Source organism: Gammaproteobacteria bacterium (assembly GCA_013817245.1).
Taxonomy (GTDB): Bacteria; Pseudomonadota; Gammaproteobacteria; order HTCC5015; family HTCC5015; genus JACDDA01.
In genome coordinates, this window is sequence record JACDDA010000001.1 from 298939 (window position 1) to 316348 (window position 17410).

17 protein-coding genes and 2 tRNA genes are annotated in these 17410 nt (G+C 44.2%); 5 read left to right on the forward strand and 14 right to left on the reverse strand.

Going from position 1 to position 17410, the window contains the following annotated elements:
• Window positions 1–12: 12 nt before the first annotated feature.
• From H0W44_01500 to H0W44_01510, 3 genes are read right to left on the reverse strand one after another with little or no spacing between them, the layout of a single operon-like run.
• Window positions 13–495, reverse strand: coding sequence for a glutathione peroxidase (locus H0W44_01500; GenBank protein ID MBA3581107.1), 483 nt, complete (start codon window positions 493–495; stop codon window positions 13–15).
• Window positions 496–552: 57 nt separating this feature from the next.
• On the reverse strand, window positions 553–1032 hold the full coding sequence (locus H0W44_01505; protein ID MBA3581108.1) for a hypothetical protein: 480 nt from the start codon (window positions 1030–1032) through the stop codon (window positions 553–555).
• Window positions 1033–1073: 41 nt separating this feature from the next.
• Window positions 1074–2531: an NADH:flavin oxidoreductase gene (locus tag H0W44_01510; GenBank protein ID MBA3581109.1), complete on the reverse strand. Its 1458-nt coding sequence runs from the start codon at window positions 2529–2531 to the stop codon at window positions 1074–1076.
• A 540-nt stretch (window positions 2532–3071) separates the two neighbouring features.
• On the opposite strand from H0W44_01510, the gene H0W44_01515 reads away from it, so the two are divergent.
• Window positions 3072–4169 carry a DUF4013 domain-containing protein gene (locus H0W44_01515; protein MBA3581110.1) on the forward strand — a complete coding sequence of 366 codons (1098 nt, stop codon included), beginning with the start codon at window positions 3072–3074 and terminating at the stop codon, window positions 4167–4169.
• Here the strand turns inward: H0W44_01515 and H0W44_01520 are convergent, their stop codons facing one another.
• The 10 genes from H0W44_01520 to H0W44_01565 form a co-directional block, all read right to left on the reverse strand.
• Window positions 4170–5636: a rhomboid family intramembrane serine protease gene (locus H0W44_01520; protein MBA3581111.1), complete on the reverse strand. Its 1467-nt coding sequence runs from the start codon at window positions 5634–5636 to the stop codon at window positions 4170–4172.
• Window positions 5637–5735: 99 nt separating this feature from the next.
• A tRNA-Met gene (locus H0W44_01525) sits at window positions 5736–5812 on the reverse strand.
• A gap of 119 nt (window positions 5813–5931) precedes the next feature.
• Window positions 5932–7023, reverse strand: a complete 1092-nt coding sequence (gene ychF / locus H0W44_01530; protein MBA3581112.1) for a redox-regulated ATPase YchF — start codon at window positions 7021–7023, stop codon at window positions 5932–5934.
• Between the two features lie 35 nt (window positions 7024–7058).
• Window positions 7059–7655, reverse strand: a complete 597-nt coding sequence (gene pth, locus H0W44_01535; protein MBA3581113.1) for an aminoacyl-tRNA hydrolase — start codon at window positions 7653–7655, stop codon at window positions 7059–7061.
• A 24-nt stretch (window positions 7656–7679) separates the two neighbouring features.
• A complete protein-coding gene (locus tag H0W44_01540) occupies window positions 7680–8306 on the reverse strand; it encodes a 50S ribosomal protein L25/general stress protein Ctc (GenBank protein ID MBA3581114.1) in 627 nt (208 codons plus the stop codon).
• A gap of 168 nt (window positions 8307–8474) precedes the next feature.
• Entirely contained in the window at window positions 8475–9413 is a 939-nt protein-coding gene (locus H0W44_01545) for a ribose-phosphate diphosphokinase (protein MBA3581115.1), read from the reverse strand.
• A gap of 72 nt (window positions 9414–9485) precedes the next feature.
• Window positions 9486–9560 (reverse strand) — tRNA-Gln (locus H0W44_01550).
• Window positions 9561–9590: 30 nt separating this feature from the next.
• Window positions 9591–10454: a 4-(cytidine 5'-diphospho)-2-C-methyl-D-erythritol kinase gene (gene ispE / locus H0W44_01555; protein ID MBA3581116.1), complete on the reverse strand. Its 864-nt coding sequence runs from the start codon at window positions 10452–10454 to the stop codon at window positions 9591–9593.
• A 3-nt stretch (window positions 10455–10457) separates the two neighbouring features.
• Window positions 10458–11099 carry an outer membrane lipoprotein LolB gene (gene lolB / locus H0W44_01560; GenBank protein MBA3581117.1) on the reverse strand — a complete coding sequence of 214 codons (642 nt, stop codon included), beginning with the start codon at window positions 11097–11099 and terminating at the stop codon, window positions 10458–10460.
• Between the two features lie 19 nt (window positions 11100–11118).
• Window positions 11119–12882 carry a tetratricopeptide repeat protein gene (locus H0W44_01565; GenBank protein ID MBA3581118.1) on the reverse strand — a complete coding sequence of 588 codons (1764 nt, stop codon included), beginning with the start codon at window positions 12880–12882 and terminating at the stop codon, window positions 11119–11121.
• A gap of 319 nt (window positions 12883–13201) precedes the next feature.
• Here H0W44_01565 and H0W44_01570 point away from each other — a divergent pair, with 319 nt between their 5' ends.
• The 4 genes from H0W44_01570 to H0W44_01585 all read left to right on the forward strand — a co-directional run bounded on the left by H0W44_01570 (window position 13202) and on the right by H0W44_01585 (window position 16880).
• The gene (locus H0W44_01570) at window positions 13202–14470 is read left to right on the forward strand and encodes a glutamyl-tRNA reductase (GenBank protein ID MBA3581119.1); all 1269 of its coding nucleotides are present in this window, start codon (window positions 13202–13204) and stop codon (window positions 14468–14470) included.
• Complete coding sequence (prfA, locus tag H0W44_01575; GenBank protein MBA3581120.1) at window positions 14467–15549, forward strand: peptide chain release factor 1; 1083 nt, start codon at window positions 14467–14469, stop codon at window positions 15547–15549. The genes H0W44_01570 and prfA overlap by 4 nt, the downstream gene beginning before the upstream one ends.
• The gene (prmC, locus tag H0W44_01580; protein ID MBA3581121.1) at window positions 15546–16382 is read left to right on the forward strand and encodes a peptide chain release factor N(5)-glutamine methyltransferase; all 837 of its coding nucleotides are present in this window, start codon (window positions 15546–15548) and stop codon (window positions 16380–16382) included. Before prfA ends, prmC begins: the two co-directional genes overlap by 4 nt.
• A 114-nt stretch (window positions 16383–16496) precedes the next feature.
• Entirely contained in the window at window positions 16497–16880 is a 384-nt protein-coding gene (locus H0W44_01585; GenBank protein ID MBA3581122.1) for a VOC family protein, read from the forward strand.
• Window positions 16881–16884: 4 nt separating this feature from the next.
• Here H0W44_01585 and H0W44_01590 read toward each other — a convergent pair whose 3' ends face one another.
• On the reverse strand, window positions 16885–17235 hold the full coding sequence (locus tag H0W44_01590; GenBank protein MBA3581123.1) for a DUF3147 family protein: 351 nt from the start codon (window positions 17233–17235) through the stop codon (window positions 16885–16887).
• Window positions 17236–17410 lie beyond the last annotated feature (175 nt).

The following is a 17410-nucleotide window of genomic DNA, read 5'->3' on the forward strand; positions in this document are numbered from 1 at the left end:
ATGTAAATCGAATTAAAAACCGGCTTCTGCTGCAAGATCTTGCGCAATTTTCGCCGGCGTATCATTGGGAGCATAACGTTTGCGCACGTCGCCCTGCGCATCTACCCAAAATTTTGTGAAATTCCATTTAATAGATTCAGTACCTAAAATACCTTTTTTCGCTTTTTTTAAATGCTCATACAAAGGATGCGCATGTTCGCCATTGACATCAATTTTTGCAAACATCGGGAAGCTCACATTAAAGCGCGTCGTGCAAAAGTTTTTTATTTCGGCTTCTTCGCCAGGCTCTTGATGACCAAATTGATCGCATGGAAAACCTAAGACTACCAAGCCTTTGCTTTTATATTGTTGGGACAAGGTTTCTAGGCCTTCATACTGTGGCGTAAAACCACATTTACTCGCAACATTTACAATCAATAAATGTTTGCCTTTGTAAGGCGCTAACGTGGCTTCTTCGCCATCTATCGTAATCAATGGAATATCATAAAGACTCATACAGGATTCCTTTTGCTGCGCTGAATTTCCAGGTATTCATATTAATAAAATATTGAGCTATTTTTTATCCGGTGCGCCGGTTTCTTTTTTATCAACAATAATTTTGTACACTTTAAAGACTGAGCAGTGCCAGCCACAGCGCACAGTTTGATAGACAATCGTACCTTCACCTTGGTACGCAACAATCATCCGTGCTGTGTCATTGCCACGGTGAAACGGAATAAATGCTTTGCCCGTCAGATGAGCGCGGCGCGTGGTAGGCTGGCCAATCAAAGCAACCACTTCTTTATCTGTCATATTGATTTTTATTTTAGAAAATTTACTGCCAGCAGTAATTTTGCCTTCTATACCACCATCGGCATTAACCGTACCGCGTGCCGTTTTAGCTGTTTTAGCCGGTTTTTGAGCAGCTGTAGTGCTTGCCTCATTCTGCGTAGGTGCCGCTTCTGGTTTTGCTGAACGACTGCACCCATTTAAAATAAACAGTGCTGTCACACTTATTAATCCCAATTGAATATATTTTTTAGTATTACGCATGTTGATACTCCGTTAAATTAATAAATAAAATCTAATATTCATTACTCGCTTTTTTTCCAAGCAGGCGCGTTTAAGCGCCGTCTACCATCACTCGACATCATCACATCTTTTTCATCTAAGGCTTCTTTATCCCACAGCTGACAGGTTACTTGTTTATGTTTTTGATCTAGGCCTTCGCAATAATTTGTATATTCACATAAACGTACTTGTTGACCAAAACCGGTTTTAATTTTAATAAACCAATCAGGATCTGCCATCGCTTGCCGAGCTAAGCCAATGATATCGGCTTGGTTCGTGGCTAATAAATTTTCTGCTTGCGTAAAATTATGAATGCCGCCGGCTACTACAATCGGGGTCCTTAAACCCGCGGCGCGCACTGCGTGATGAATCGCTGCGGTCGCTTCCACGTTTCGCCCAAAGGGGCCAAATTCATCAGAAATATTTTGTGGCATGCATTCATAACCACTAGGACCCGTGTATGGATACGCCGCACTTCCCACTTTAGGTTGTTTAGCATCATCAAATTTTCCGCCGCGTGATAAAGATAAAAAATCCATACCAGCTTTGGCAAATTCAACCCCGAAATAAATCGCATCTTCAACGTGATTGCCTTGGTCTATAATTTCATCGCTTAAAAAACGACAGCCTACCGTGTAATTGTTACCAACACGTTCACGAACACGGCGAAATACTTCTAGGGGTAGGCGCGCGCGTTGTTCACGCACACCGCCATAACCATCTGTGCGCGTGTTTTTTGCTGAAATAAAAGAGGCCATAGTATAAGCATGAGCGTAATGCAGTTCTACGCCATCAAAATTAGCGCGTTGCGCGCGTTCTGCTGCGCTGGCAAACAAATCTGGCAATACGGTGGGCAACGCCTTGATATGGGGCAATTCAAGATCAGTCACGCGTTCGCGATAACCCATACGCAAACTTTCTAATTCACGTTCATTTAATATAGTATCCAATGCATCATCTTTAAGACTCGCTAAATGCTCGCGGATTTTTTCTTCTGGCCAATTTTGCGCGCCGAGTTTTTCACGATGCTCATCGGTTATTGTTAAAAACCGCTGAAAATATTTAGCCACATCGGGACGTCGACGGATGTTTAAGAAATCGATAATTTGAATAAATAATTTTGTTTGACCCGCACTCGCGCGCTGCACCGTTTGTGTTAGTTCTTGTAAACCTGCGATAAAACGATCATCACCAATGCGTAACAAAGGGCCACTCGGCACATCACGAATACCCGTCGCTTCAATCACAATCGCGCCGGGTTGTCCTTGCGCAAAACGCTCATACCAGGCTAGCACTTCATCAGTGACATACCCCTCTTCATTGGAACGCCACGGCACCATCGCAGGAATCCACGTGCGTTGCTCAAGACGGGTCGCGCCCACTTGAATAGGCGTAAACAATCGCGAAGCCGCCGCTTCTTCCCGTGTCGGCCAATATCCGGGCTGGGGATGAAACATAATTTTTTGGGGCGGTTTCCACATCGTTTGCTACCTCTAATCCAACATTCGAAGGGCAGCAAAGGTAGCATGTATGCCTGCCAGGTGCATCTTACGTAGCGTTAAAAATCCACCCAAATCATTGCTTACATTAATTAAATTGTTCGGCAGTATGTTCCCGCACAAAACCGATAACCCGTTATTTAAATCAGAAAGTACGATGTGGGTTTCGTGGCAGAATATCGACTTAGCTCAATTCAATAGTTAGGATGCGTTATGCAAGGACATCGTTGCTCTTTTCACCCCACCGAATATGCTGACTGGGCCTGCCATGAATCTGCGCGTTTTTATTGTAGTAAGTGCATGCCTGCCGCGGACTCCGGCGAACCGGCGCGTTGTTTACTCACCGACATTCCTTTAGCCCGACAAGCACATCACAATATCACGCCTTTTTGGAGCAAGATTAATAGCTTTATCTTTTATGCATTTAAGCCTAATTGTTTAATCCTAAGCCTTGCGATCACTGCGCTTGTTTTTATTAGTGCAAGCAATAAAACTTTTTTAATATTTTCAATGCTAATCTCGATGATAGCTTTATCGGCCTATGCTTTCTTAATAATAGATGCCGTTGCGCAAGGTAAAAGCAAAGCGCCTTCATTGTTCGATATTTTTTCGATAGACAGTATCGCGTTGCTCGCCAAATATGCTTTTGCGCAAATTATATTAGGCGTAGTCGCCGGCGTGCTGATTGCTTTATTAGGAAAATTTGTTTTATTAATAACAGTAGTGATGATTGTTTTGTATGCGATTTTTCCCGCAAGCGCTTTGTTATTGGCGACACAAAAAAATCTCTCATCAGCGATCAATCCAGTAGAAATTTATTCATTGATTCAAAACATGGGCAGTGGCTATTTAATTTTATACGGTTTAAGCATCGCCTTATTAAGCTTAATTGTGTACACGCCGATCGCGCTTTTTTCCATAACCGACCCAAGAACCCTATTGGTATCTGTTAGCGCGTCACTCAGTTTAACAACCTGCGCGCTGTCGGCTATGGCGGGTTATGCTATTTACCAATATCAATTAGCGTTAGGTTATAGCGCTATAGAAGAAGACACTAAAAAAATCTATAACAAACAATTAAAAAGTCAGCAGTTAATCGCGCGCGCGAATGCCTATGTAATCGAAGGCCGTTTTGCAGAAGCTATTGAGATGCTGGCAAAAGCGGCCATAGAGCAACCCGATAATTTTGATATTAAACGCCGCACCAATGCTTTAATGGCGCACGTTCATCATGAAAAGCTAAACGATTATAGTCGTCAATTAATTATCGAGCTCATAGAAAAAAATCAAGTCGCCAGAGCCTGTGATGTTTTTTTAGATACGATTGCATCTGACAAATTGTTTCACATCGACGACGTCAATGTTTGTTTTGCGCTAATAGAGCCGCTTTACACGCGCGGACATTACAAACCGGCGATTAACTTAATTGTGCGCTTAGCTAAATTGCAAAGAGACTTTCCAAAACTTGCTGAAGCTTATCTTACGGCCGCACGAATTTATGTAGAACACTGGGCGCTGCCCGACAAGGCAGAGCCGTACATTAAATATTTATTAAAAACGCCCGGCATTGACGGTGGTATACGCCAAGCCGCCGAACGACTTGAACGCACGCTGCAATAATTAATTTAAACTGCGCAATAACGCGGCTGCTTGCTCTGCTGATAAGCTTTTTGAAAAGTCGTTAGTTACTCGCTTTAAATACAGCTTAGCCTGCACGGTGTCACGATTCGCTAAACAGGCTTGACCCATACGTAAAAAAATACTACCTAATTTATCCGCATAACGCGCTTCGGTCTCGTAACGTTTTACTAAGATCGCTGCGTCTTCTACACGGCCTTGTTTTATTAAAACATTAATTAACTGAAAATCAGCGGTATCATCAATTGGTTTGCCAACAATACGCTCATAATCCATGCGTGCGCGCAATAACATATCGACATCATCTGGATGCGTGGTTTTAAAAGAAAATAATTTTTGTGCAATTTTTCCCAAGGTGTCGGAATTGGGTTCGTTTTTATACAAATCAAATCCTAAGCGTAGCAAACGAAAATCATTGGGTTTAGTGCGGAATACTGCACGCAATTCATGGCGGGCTTTTTCAAAATCCAAATGTTCCATTGCTCGATAAATACGATCTAAGGCTTGATGATATTCTTTATCCGGTTCTTGATGCTCGACATAAGCTTCGTCTACTTTTAACCACTGCATACGACGCGCCGCGAATACCAAAAGAAAACCTGTCAACAAGCCACCTAAATGTGCAAACCGTGCGACATGATCGGCGCTAGTGAAATATTGATAAAGTTCATAACCGCCCCAATACAACAACATTAAGGCAGCAGGCGCTTTAAAATATTGATTATAAAAACCTAAAGTAAAAAAGAATTTAATGGGTCGCAAACCATATAGACCTAAATACATACCCAACAAACCAAACACGGCACCCGAAGCTCCTACATGCGGAACAAGAGAACTGCTTGCTACTGCCCAGGTTACAAGCCAACCAGCAAGTCCTGTTACATGATACAAACCCAAATACCACCAGCGGCCTAACGCGACTTCTAAAGAAAAACCAAAAATAAACAGAAATACCATATTAAAAAATACATGCCCCCAATCCGCATGCACATACAGCGCGGTAAAAGCACGCGTAACATTCGCCTGTGCGGGTACAAAACCATAACGTAAAACACTATAGTCGCCATGCAAACGATTAAAGGGTATGCGTGCATTTTTCCAAGCTTCAGGGGTGTACTGCTTCCAAAAATACTGATCCACTAAATATTCGCCAAACGCTTTATCTTGCGCAGCCAATTGCTGCAGCATGATGGTTTGCATATCAAGATTAGTTTCTTGCGTTATAGCGTCTAATTCAGGGCGTTGGTTATCTTGTAGGTAATCAACATAAACATCTCGCTCATAAGCGAATAACTTATTTTCCGCATAACTCGTTTGAATTTTTTGGCTCAGCGCAGTGTCGTGTAAAAAACACGCCATAAACACCAGCAAACACGTCAACACTAATGCCAAGGTAATCAGAGGCGGACGATGAGAATCTAAAGGTTGTTCAACAGGAATAATTAACATGGGTGGTCGCGTTCGCGCTCAATTTTGATTCAAGCTAATGTAAACAAGCGCTTACAGCAACACAAGGTGAGTAAGCCGGAAAAAGACCAAAGGGGGAAATGGTAGCTACGGTTGGACTTGAACCAACGACCCCCGCATTATGAATGCGGTGCTCTAACCAGCTGAGCTACGTAGCCAAAAACTGCGCTTGTCGACGATCTCAACAAGCCTATGAGGAGGCGCAAGATAGCCCAAAATTGTCAGGGCTGCAAGGCAGTGAGCCCGTAAAATCAAATGCTATAAGGCAATATTTTTATTACACATTAAAACGGAAGTGAACCACATCACCTTCTTGCATAATGTATTCCTTGCCTTCCAAGCGCCATTTACCTGCATCTTTAGCGCCTTGCTCGCCACGGCCCTGAATAAAATCCGTGTAAGCAATTACTTCAGCGCGAATAAAACCTTTTTCAAAATCGGTATGAATACAACCCGCACCTTGTGGTGCAGTTGCGCCTTGTTTAACCGTCCAAGCGCGTACTTCTTTAACGCCTGCGGTGAAAAAAGTCTGCAAGCCCAACAAATGATAACCCGCGCGAATGACGCGATTTAATCCAGGTTCGGTTAAACCCATGTCACGCAAAAAATCGACTTTATCTGCTTCATCTAATAACGCAATTTCCGCTTCAATCGCCGCGCACACCGGTACCACATCGGCGCCTTCCGCTGCTGCGCGTGCACGCAAGGCATCTAATAGAGGATTATTTTCAAAACCATCGTCGTTAACGTTAGCGATATACATCATCGGCTTTGCGCTAATCATGCCGAGCTCGCGCGCGCTGCGACGTTGCTCTTCATCCATTACTAATGTTCGCGCTGGATGACCGGCACCTAAATGATCTTTTAATTGTTCGAGTAATTTTGCACGCGCGACTAATTTTTTATCGCCTGACTTTGCATTGCGCACGGCTTTGTCATAACTTTTTTCAGCTGTTTCTAAGTCAGCCAACATTAATTCGGTATTAATAATTTCGATGTCTGACAAAGGATCAACTTTACCGGCCACATGAATAATATCGTCATTAATAAAACAACGTACCACATGCGCGATCGCATCAGTTTCACGTATATGTGATAAAAATTGATTACCTAAACCTTCGCCTTTAGAAGCGCCGGCAACTAAACCCGCAATATCAACAAATTCCATCGCGGTAGGATAAATTTTTTGAGGTTTTACAATGGCGGCTAAATCATCTAACCGTGGATCAGGTACTGCAACAATTCCCACATTCGGATCAATCGTACAAAACGGATAGTTTTCTGCAGGAATGGCTGCTTTAGTTAAGGCGTTAAACAACGTGGATTTGCCAACGTTAGGTAAGCCTACAATGCCGCATTTAAAACCCATAATGTATTACTCGGTCGCGAAGAATAAAAAAAATATTAACTGTGTAATTGATGCATGGCGTGTTCAAGTCGGCCACTTAAAATATCGCTTTGTAAATCTACTGCCTTATCCATGGCGTGATTAATAGCTTGCTGATCGGCTTTGCTGGCGTTTTTCAACACATAATCCAACACTAAATTTTTATCGCCAGGATGACCAATGCCAATTCGTAAACGCCAAAAATCTTTACTGTTTACTGCGCTAATAATATCGCGCAATCCATTATGACCACCGTGGCCACCGCTATTTTTTAAACGGGCGGTACCCGGTGGTAAATCTAATTCATCATGCGCGACTAATATATTAGCCGCTGGTACTTTATAAAATTGGGCAACCGCTGATACTGCGCGACCGCTGTCATTCATATAGGTCGTCGGTTTTAATAAAAATAATTTACGGCCTTCGTAATCAACGTCGGCAAATTCCCCGTGAAATTTACTTTGAGTACGAAACGTCGCATTTAAACGGCGTGCCAGCGTATCTAAAAACCAAAACCCGGCGTTATGCCGGGTTGCTTCATACTTGCTACCTGGATTGCCAAGGCCTACAACCAACAGCAATCCAGATTCTACTTGAGCAAATTGAGGGGCCATTCAACCGGCCTTTGGTCTCACGACTTAAGCAGGTTCGCCGCCTACAGCAGGCTCATCTTCTACCGCTGCACGACTCTTTTGAATAGTAACTACCGCTGTGTCATGTTCATGGACATCACCATGCGACAACGCAACCAAAGAAACGCCTTTCGGTAATTTCACTTCGGTTAAATGAATCGAATGACCTAAAGTTAAACCTTGTATGTCAACTTCAATGTATTCTGGCAAATCTTTTGGTAAGCAAGAAATTTCTACGTCAGAGAGTACTTTATTTAATACGCCGCCTTGTTTGATTGCCTCATTCTTAGCTTCATTAATAAAATGCAAAGGTACATGTACGTGCAAAGCTTTGCCTTTACTGACGCGTTGAAAATCTAAATGCAATAAATACGCGCGATACGGATGACGTTGAAGGTCACGTAAAATAACTTGTTCTTCCACTTTGCCAACTTTAATAGTCAGAATGTGCGAATAGAACGATTCATTGTGCAATTGATGTTGCACTTCGTGTTGCACCAAAGAAATATTGGTGGCTTCTTTGTTATCGCCATAAATAATGGCAGGTACCTTATTGGCATGACGTAGGCGGCGGCTCGCACCTTTACCTTGGTCAGTACGCAACTCGGCATCCAGAATGAATGCTGTGCTCATGATGAACTCCTGATAATGGATGAATGTCCGTCCGCAACCGCGACCAGTTACGAACAGCCCTTGCCGGCTATGGCAGTGGGGGCGCGATGATAACATCGCCCCGAAGGGCTTACTAGCGTGGGATTAGCCTAAAATCGGCTGAGAATAAGGCAAAACAAAATTAACTGCTTAGTCCATATACATGCTGCTGACCGATTCGTCCTGATGGATCCGGCGAATGGTTTCAGCCAGCATATTGGCTACGGTTAGCTGCCGAATGGTAGGCAACGCTTTGGCTTCTTCAGTCAGCGGAATGGTGTCGCTGACCACTAACTCATCCAAGCTCGATTTGCGGATATTGTCCAAGGCTGCGCCCGATAAAACGGGATGGGTTACATAAGCAACCACTTTGGTCGCACCGTGTTCTTTTAAAGCATCAGCGGCTTTGCACAAAGTGCCGGCCGTATCGACCATATCGTCGACGATGACGCAGCTGCGGCCAGCCACATCACCAATAATATGCATTACTTGCGAGACGTTCGCCTTGGGACGACGTTTATCGATAATCGCTAAATCGGCATCATCTAATTGTTTGGCAATGGCGCGCGCGCGCACCACACCGCCGACATCGGGTGATACCACCATTACATTTGGGTATTTTTGGCGCCAAATATCAGCGATCAACAAAGGCGAGCCGTAAACGTTATCCACCGGAATATCGAAGAAACCTTGAATTTGCTCGGCGTGCAGGTCTATCGTTAAAACTCGATCCACACCTACGGAGGTCAACATATTGGCCACCACTTTAGCGGTAATGGCCACGCGCGAAGAACGCACGCGCCGATCTTGGCGTGAATAACCCATATAAGGAATGACAGCCGTGATGCGATCCGCTGAAGAGCGACGCAGGGCGTCTACCATAATCATCAATTCCATTAAATTGCGATTGGTAGGCTTAGAAGTAGATTGGATAATAAAAACGTCTTGGCCGCGGACATTTTCTTCAATTTCGACCATGACTTCGCCGTCACTGAATTGACCGACCAAGGCTTTACCAAGGGGAATACGTAACTCACGGGCAACTGCTAATGCTAAAGCAGGGTTGGCATTGCCGGTGAATAACATCATGCCTGCGTCACCTGTTTTAAGTTTTTTTTCTACCACGCAATCCTCGTCATGTGATGGACAAGAATAAAAATATGGCTGGGGCGGAAGGATTCGAACCTACGCATGACGGGATCAAAACCCGTTGCCTTACCGCTTGGCGACGCCCCAACAGAGATCCATTGTCGATCGCTGGAAATTTTACAAATCATCCAGCAAAAAATGCAAAGTTGAACGATTCATACCGCGTGTGAGCACGCCTCGAAAATCTGAGGGCAACTGTTTTTGCAATGCTGCTAAACAGTTTTCAGCCAGCGCACGTTCTGTAAAAAACCCAAACACCGTGCTGCCTGTGCCGCTCATATACGCGCGGGTATGACCATTTAACCATGCCATCGCCTCACCAATAAGTGGGTAGTGGCGAATGGTGACCGGCTCGCAAACATTGCGACAGGCCCCCGACAAAAGGTCGCGTATTGTGCTAGGCGGACAGTCACGTGTCAAATGAGGATCTTGAAATATCGTCGCAGTGGCGACACTCACTGGCGGCAAAATCAATAATAAGTACTGTTCCGGTAATGTGATGGGTGTGAGCTGTTCGCCAACACCTTCCGCCCACGCCGCATGACCTTGCACAAACACGGGCACATCCGCGCCTAAGCTCAAACCAAGCTGGGCGAGTTCTGTCAGTGTTAGTTGAGTATTCCATAAATGATTTAACGCCACCAAGGTAGTCGCAGCATCCGAACTACCACCACCTAAACCACCACCTAATGGAATATTTTTTTGCAAACGAATATTCGCGCCTTGCGTTACGCGAGTATGCGTTTGTAATAAACGTGCGGCACGCACGGTTAAATCATGATCAGGATTAACATTCGGCAAAGGCGTAAGTAATTGCACCTGCGCATCATCAGTGAGTTCAAATTGTAAGGTGTCTCCGAATTCGACAAATTGAAACGCCGTTTGTAATTCATGATAACCGTCAGCACGTCTACCGGTAATATGCAAAAACCAATTTATTTTAGCGGGTGCTGGCCAAACCAAATTAAATTTATTGATCATTTATTATTGAATGTCTTTAGTTGTCGTTATTTTAAAATCACGAATCACTAACTTTAAAGTTACATCAGGATGTTTTAACACCAACTGTTTTGGCAAACTAATGCCGCGCACTTGTTGATAATCAACATACGTTACATCCCACTCGCCTTTTTGACAATGCGCTAAACGACCAGCTGCATCCCATGCTAAAACCTGCGCTTGACCCGGCAAACCTAATACCCACGCTTGCAAATCAGCCACCGGAATTAACCAACCGGTTTGCTGCCAAATTAATAATTCTGGATTGCTTGCTTGTGACACGCCCTCTGCACTGATGAGCTCAATCACGTCCGCATTTTTTCTTAATTGTAAATTACCACGTCCTAAGGGGCCGACGATTTGCAAATCAAAATCTGCCGTACTCGCCACGTTTGCTTGTTGCCAATGTACTGTCACCGTGCCCGTTTCATTAGCAGTGACAATGCCTAAACGTCCGCTGAATTGCCATTGTTGAATTTGCGCAACACTTTGTTGATGGAGTTTCCATGCATGCTGCGGATCATTCGTCGTGGGCAGTGTTGATTTTAAAACGGGTGTGCAGGCGGCGCTTATAAATAATAAACAACTAACCGCAATAGGTTTCCGAAAAGAATACCAATAGTTCATTATGATGCTAATTTTTAATCTAGAAAGGAACGTTGAATTGACGCATCGTATCACGAACATGCGTATCGTTCGGCGTTTGTTCTAAAGCTTTGCGCCAGATCATTTCAGCCGCTTGATGCTCGCCTGCTACCCACAAGACTTCGCCTAAATGTGCTGCAATTTCAGTATCGTATTGCAATATTAATGCGCGCTTTAAAAAAATAGCGGCTTCGCGATATTTTCCCATGCGATACAACACCCAGCCTAAACTATCGGTAATCGCAGCATCATCTGGTTTTAACTTCAACGCTTTATCTACCAACATAAACGCTTCTTGATAACGTGTTGTGTGGTTGGCCAACAAATAACCCAACGCATTCATAGCGCTGGCGTTTTCAGGTTCTTTTTTTAACACCGCGCGTAAATCCGCTTCGGCTACTAATGGCTGGCCTAAGGTTTCAGCTATTAAAGCGCGGTTATATAATATATCGCCATTATCGGGATATTCTTTTAATGCGGTAGTTAATGCCGCAAAAGCCTCTTCTGTTTTTTTCGCTTCGCGGAATAATTGCGCTTCTGTTAACCAAAAACGTATTCTGAAAGCATCGGTTATTTCATTTGCGCGCCATTGCTGAATCAAAATTAAAGCATCGTTAATTTTACCGACGCGTGCCATCGCATGTAACATGCGCAGTCTTGCTTCTAAAACATATTTACTTTCTTCGCTAACGGCTTGATAAGCCGTAATGGCAGCAGCATCACTGCCGCTGCCCTCAGCAAGACGGCCGAGAAAATAATGTGCTTCATCACTGCGTTGATTGAGCGCCAACATTTTACGCAATTGTTTTTCTGCTACGACGGTGCGCCCCATGTCCATGGCTAACAAAGCATCGCTTAATAATAAATCACCGTCATTCGGTGCTTGTTGTAACAATAACTGATATTGCTCACTGGCTTGCGGATAACGTTTGCTAGACATTAATAACAAGGCATAAGCTGAGCGTAATTCGAAATCTTTCGGCTGGGTTAATAAAGCTTTTTCTAACAATGCTAAAGCCGCTTCCGTTTGATCTAGCTGCCGCAATAAACGCGCTTGTAAAATTAACGCTGCACTTAAGTCTGGTTTTAGGGTTAAGGCCGCTTTACTTAAATGCAATGCGGCTTCGTAACGTTGAAAAATCGCCGCCAAACTTGCGTAAGCAAATAACGCATGCGGATTGCTACGATAATCAACAATGAGTTCAGCCATCCGTTGCAATGCTAACGTGGCATCCGATTCGATCGCTAACAACGTTGCCACCGACATAAAACCTTTCGCGTCATCAGTTAACGCTAAGATCGCACGCATCGCCGTACGTGCTTGCGGTAAATCGTTCACACGCAAGGCCAACATGGCATTAAATTGCCATGCCTCGACATTATCCGGCGCTAATGCAACCCAGCGTTGTGACGCTTGATAAGCATGTGCATTATCTTTAGCGTAAACGCCGATATGCACGACGCGTTCTGCTAACACCGCGTCATCAATCAAGTCTGCAGCCGCAGTTAAATGCTGCATGGCCACTGGCCAATCTTCATTGCGCACCGCCACTTCGCCCATCAGAAAATGCGCGATCGCTTGATCTTCAGTGGAAGGATTAATCTGCGCGGGTCGAATGCGCGGCTGATCCAAATAATAGGGTGCCGACGCTATCGTCATCGGTACAGGCACAGTGCTGGCACAACCGCTAAGCACCAGGCTAAACACTGGGCTGATCAGGATGGCCATCAACAGTCGTGCGTTATGAATATAAGTACGTGGCATAGCTCAACTATAAATCAGAATTCCCAGAAAAATCTGTCTCATTATTCATCCATCGATAAATTTCAATCAATAACTGCCAGCATTTGCGTTACCAGCTCACACATTGGCGGCCTAACAGCCACTTTTTGAATCGCCTCAGCCTAATTAATTCCCGGCTTGTCGGCGGTTTGTTGATCTATTTACCATTAATATCCGCAGCAGCGAGATGCGGCGGCGCCGATTCAGCCTAAAGCGGTGACATAGACGATTAGCGCTGCTGCAGATACCTGCAGCTGGTGTAGAATCCTACTAAGCATTTGATTTTTCAGCGAAGCCCACTATGCCGCTTGTTGCCCTAGGTCTAAACCACAAAACCGCTCCCATTGATTTACGGGAACAGGTCACCTTTGGGCCGGAACAATTGTTAGACGCGCTTAAAGGTTTAGCGGGGGTTCCCGAAGTCAACGAAGTCGCGATTTTATCGACCTGTAATCGCACCGAAATTTATTACAACGTCGACTCCGAAAGCGACGATGTAGCGCTGCAATGGTTTTTAAATAAACATGGTTTAGAAGCCAGCAATCACAGCCAGTTTTTATATCGTCATCTTGATGAACACACCGTTAGACATTTATTTCGCGTTGCCTGCGGTTTAGATTCTATGGTGCTAGGCGAACCACAAATTCTCGGCCAATTAAAAACCGCTTATCAAGCAGCGGAAACCGCAGGCACCGTCGGCTTACAACTCAGTCACTTATTTCAATTTGCCTTTTCCGTCGCCAAAGAAGTACGCACGCGTACTGATATTGGCGCAAATCCGGTTTCAATTGCCTTTGCAGCGGTACGTTTAGCGCAACGCATTTTTAGTGATTTAGAAAACCGTACCGCTTTATTAGTCGGTGCAGGCGAAATGATTGAACTCGCGGCCCGTCATTTAAAAGGCCAAGGCATTGGTCATATTATTATTGCCAATCGCACGATTGAACGCGCCCGTCCCTTAGCACGCGAATTCGAAGGCGAAGCTGTTGCATTAACCGAGCTTGCGAATAATTTACATCGCGCCGATATTGTTATTTCGTGTACCGCTAGCCCCATTCCCGTTATTGGTAAAGGCACCGTCGAACGCGCGTTGAAAAAGCGTAAACATCAACCCATGTTAATGATTGATATTGCGGTACCGCGTGATATCGAACCCGAAGTAGAAAAACTCAACGATGTTTATTTATATAGCGTTGATGATATGGAATCCGTCATTGAAGAAAATCGGCGCTCACGCGAACAAGCCGCTGAACAAGCCGAAGCTATCATCACCTTAAAAGTCGCTGAGTTTATGGCATGGCAACGCTCGCTCGATGCCGTCAATACCATTCGCAAATATCGCGCAGCCGCTACCGACATGAGCAATGATGTTTTAGATAAAGCTAAAAAAATGTTGGCGACCGGCAAAACACCGGAAGAAGCCTTACAATTTTTAGCGCATACACTGACCAATAAATTATTACACACGCCCACCATTAAACTTAATCAAGCCGCACGTGAAGGCCGTGAACAACTGCTCAGCGCCGCCAGTGAACTTTTCGAACTCGACAACCATAATCCAAAAAAATGAACCCTAGTATTCGTAGCAAACTTGAGCAGCTAACTGCTCGGCATGAAGAAGTGACTGCGCTCTTAGCAGAGCCTAGTATTATTAGTAACCAAAATAAATTCCGCGAGTTGTCGCGCGAATACTCGCAATTAGACCCCATCAGTAACCATTTTTTACATTACTGCACTCAAATCAATAATCGCGCAGCCGCAGTAGATATGCTTAACGATCCCGACATGAAAGATATGGCGCAAGATGAACTCAACAGCATTGATGCGGAATTAAGCAAACTTGAAAAAGATCTGCAATTATTGTTATTGCCCAAAGATCCGCACGATGAAAGCAATATCTTTTTAGAAATTCGTGCGGGCACCGGTGGTGACGAAGCCGCTATTTTTGCTGGCGATTTATTTCGCATGTATACACGTTATGCCGAACTTAATCGCTGGGGCATTGAAATACTAAGCGAACATCAAGGCGAACACGGCGGCTATAAAGAAATTATTGCACGCATCGCGGGCAAAGGTGCTTATTCGAAATTAAAATTTGAATCCGGTGCGCATCGCGTGCAACGCGTACCCGAAACCGAATCACAAGGACGTGTGCACACGTCTGCTGCGACCGTGGCGATTTTACCCGAAGTCGATGAAATCGAAGACGTTGAAATTAATGCTGCAGATTTACGCGTCGATACCTATCGTGCATCCGGTGCCGGCGGACAGCACATTAATAAAACGGATTCGGCGATTCGCATCACGCATATTCCTACCGGCGTGGTCGTCGAATGCCAAGAAGAACGCTCACAACATAAAAATCGCGCACGCGCGATGTCTTTATTGAAGTCACGTATTTTGCAAGGTCAACAAGACAAACAACGACAAGAACAAGCACAAACTCGCAAATCATTAGTCGGTAGTGGTGATCGCTCGGAACGCATTCGCACGTATAATTTTCCACAAGGTCGCGTCACCGATCATCGCATTAACTTAACCTTATACAAACTCGACGAAGTCATCGGTGGCGGACTAGAAGATATTGTTGGGCCATTGATTAATGAATATCAAGCAGACTTATTAGCACAACTCAGTCAGCAACTATGACCTTGCGTGAAGCATTGCGCTGGGCATTCACTCACTCAAACAACCCTACTGATCCAACTGTGCGTATTGATCTAGAACATTTACTCAGTCATGTTCTGCAACAACCGCGCAGTTATTTACACACATGGCCAGATAAAGCATTAACACTTCCAGAAGAAACTCTATTTTTAGATTCAGTAAAGCAACATCAGCAAGGCACGCCGCTGGCTTATCTAATCGGCAAACAAGCATTTTGGTCTTTAAATTTTTATGTATCACCTGCTGTATTAATTCCGCGCGCTGATACTGAAGTATTGATTCAACTTGCACTCGAAAAATTACCGTCAACGCCTATTCAAGTATTGGAATTAGGGACAGGCAGCGGCTGTATTGCGGTGACATTAGCGCACGAACGACCGGACTGGCAGATTTTAAGTTGCGATGTTTCAGCAGACGCATTACAGATTGCCGAAAAAAACCGCGCACGTTATCAATTAACAAATTTACAATTTCGTCATAGCCATTGGTATGATGCAGTCGATGCAACACAATTTGATTTAATTATTAGCAATCCGCCTTACATTGCTGACGATGATGCGCATTTGCGCGACTTATTACCGCATGAACCTTTATTAGCGTTAACTGCCGGTGCAGATGGTTTAAATGCCTTGCGCCACATCATCCAACACGCGACACACTATTTAAAACCGGCAGCGTATCTGATACTCGAAATGGGTTATGACCAAGCAGACGGGGTGCGCGATTTATTAAAAATGGCAGATTTTTTTAATATCCATATTCATCACGATATCGCGGGTCGTGCACGCGCAGTCAGTGCACAAGCATCGAAATAGACACAAAAGCATCACATTAACGCTTTAGGATTCAAGACAGCTACAAATCGGACGCTATAGCCGTATTAAACCTTTAAACTAAAATTTCCTTTTCTTATAGGATAACAACACGCAATGAAAACTATCGACAACGTCGCCGTTTGGTTTGAAATCCCCGTGACGAATTTAGAACGCGCTAAAAAATTTTACGAAACTGTGTTAGACATTAGCATGCACGATTTAGACATCGGCGAAGATTTAAAAATGGCGTTGTTCCCTAACACCGAAGGCACAATCGGCGGCAGCCTGTGTGAACGGCATGAATTTTATACACCCAGCCAGCAAGGCGCGTTGATCTATTTAAACGCAAGCCCTGATTTAGAAGAAGCATTGCAACGCGTCGAAACAGCGGGCGGAAAAATTCTACTTAAAAAACGTCAGATTAGTCCGGAGTATGGTTATATGGCGTTAATCATCGACAGCGAAGGCAATCGGATTGCGCTTCATTCCATGACTTGATATCTTAAATCAAATTAATATTGAACCGTCGCAGCACTAATACTTCCACCGCAAATAAACTAATCGTTAATGCGACGCCCGCCAACATCGCCCAACCAAACATAACCTGTTTATTAAGCAAATAGGGCAACAATAAAAACATCGGTAAAGTCGGCAACACATACCAGAAAGTATAATAAGCATGTGCCGCGATTTTCGATGATTCTTGATTTTCAAAATACAACCATAACAACACCATGATAGTCATCCAGGGCAGAGCACCAATCAATGCGCCAGCTTTGTCGGAACGCTTCGCCACTTCGGAAATAATGACAACCAGCGCCGCTGTAATTAAATATTTAATCCAAGTCTGCATAATAAATATCTCTGTTACCTTTTTAAAGAAGTCTGGCTTACAATCAAGAATTACTAATGTGTGTGACCGTGATCGCCCACTCCACTTCCATCAATACCACCGAGCATAACCATAGCTAAAATAATAATTAAAACCACAATAGCCAGCGCTATATATTTTTTAGCAGAGGTATTCA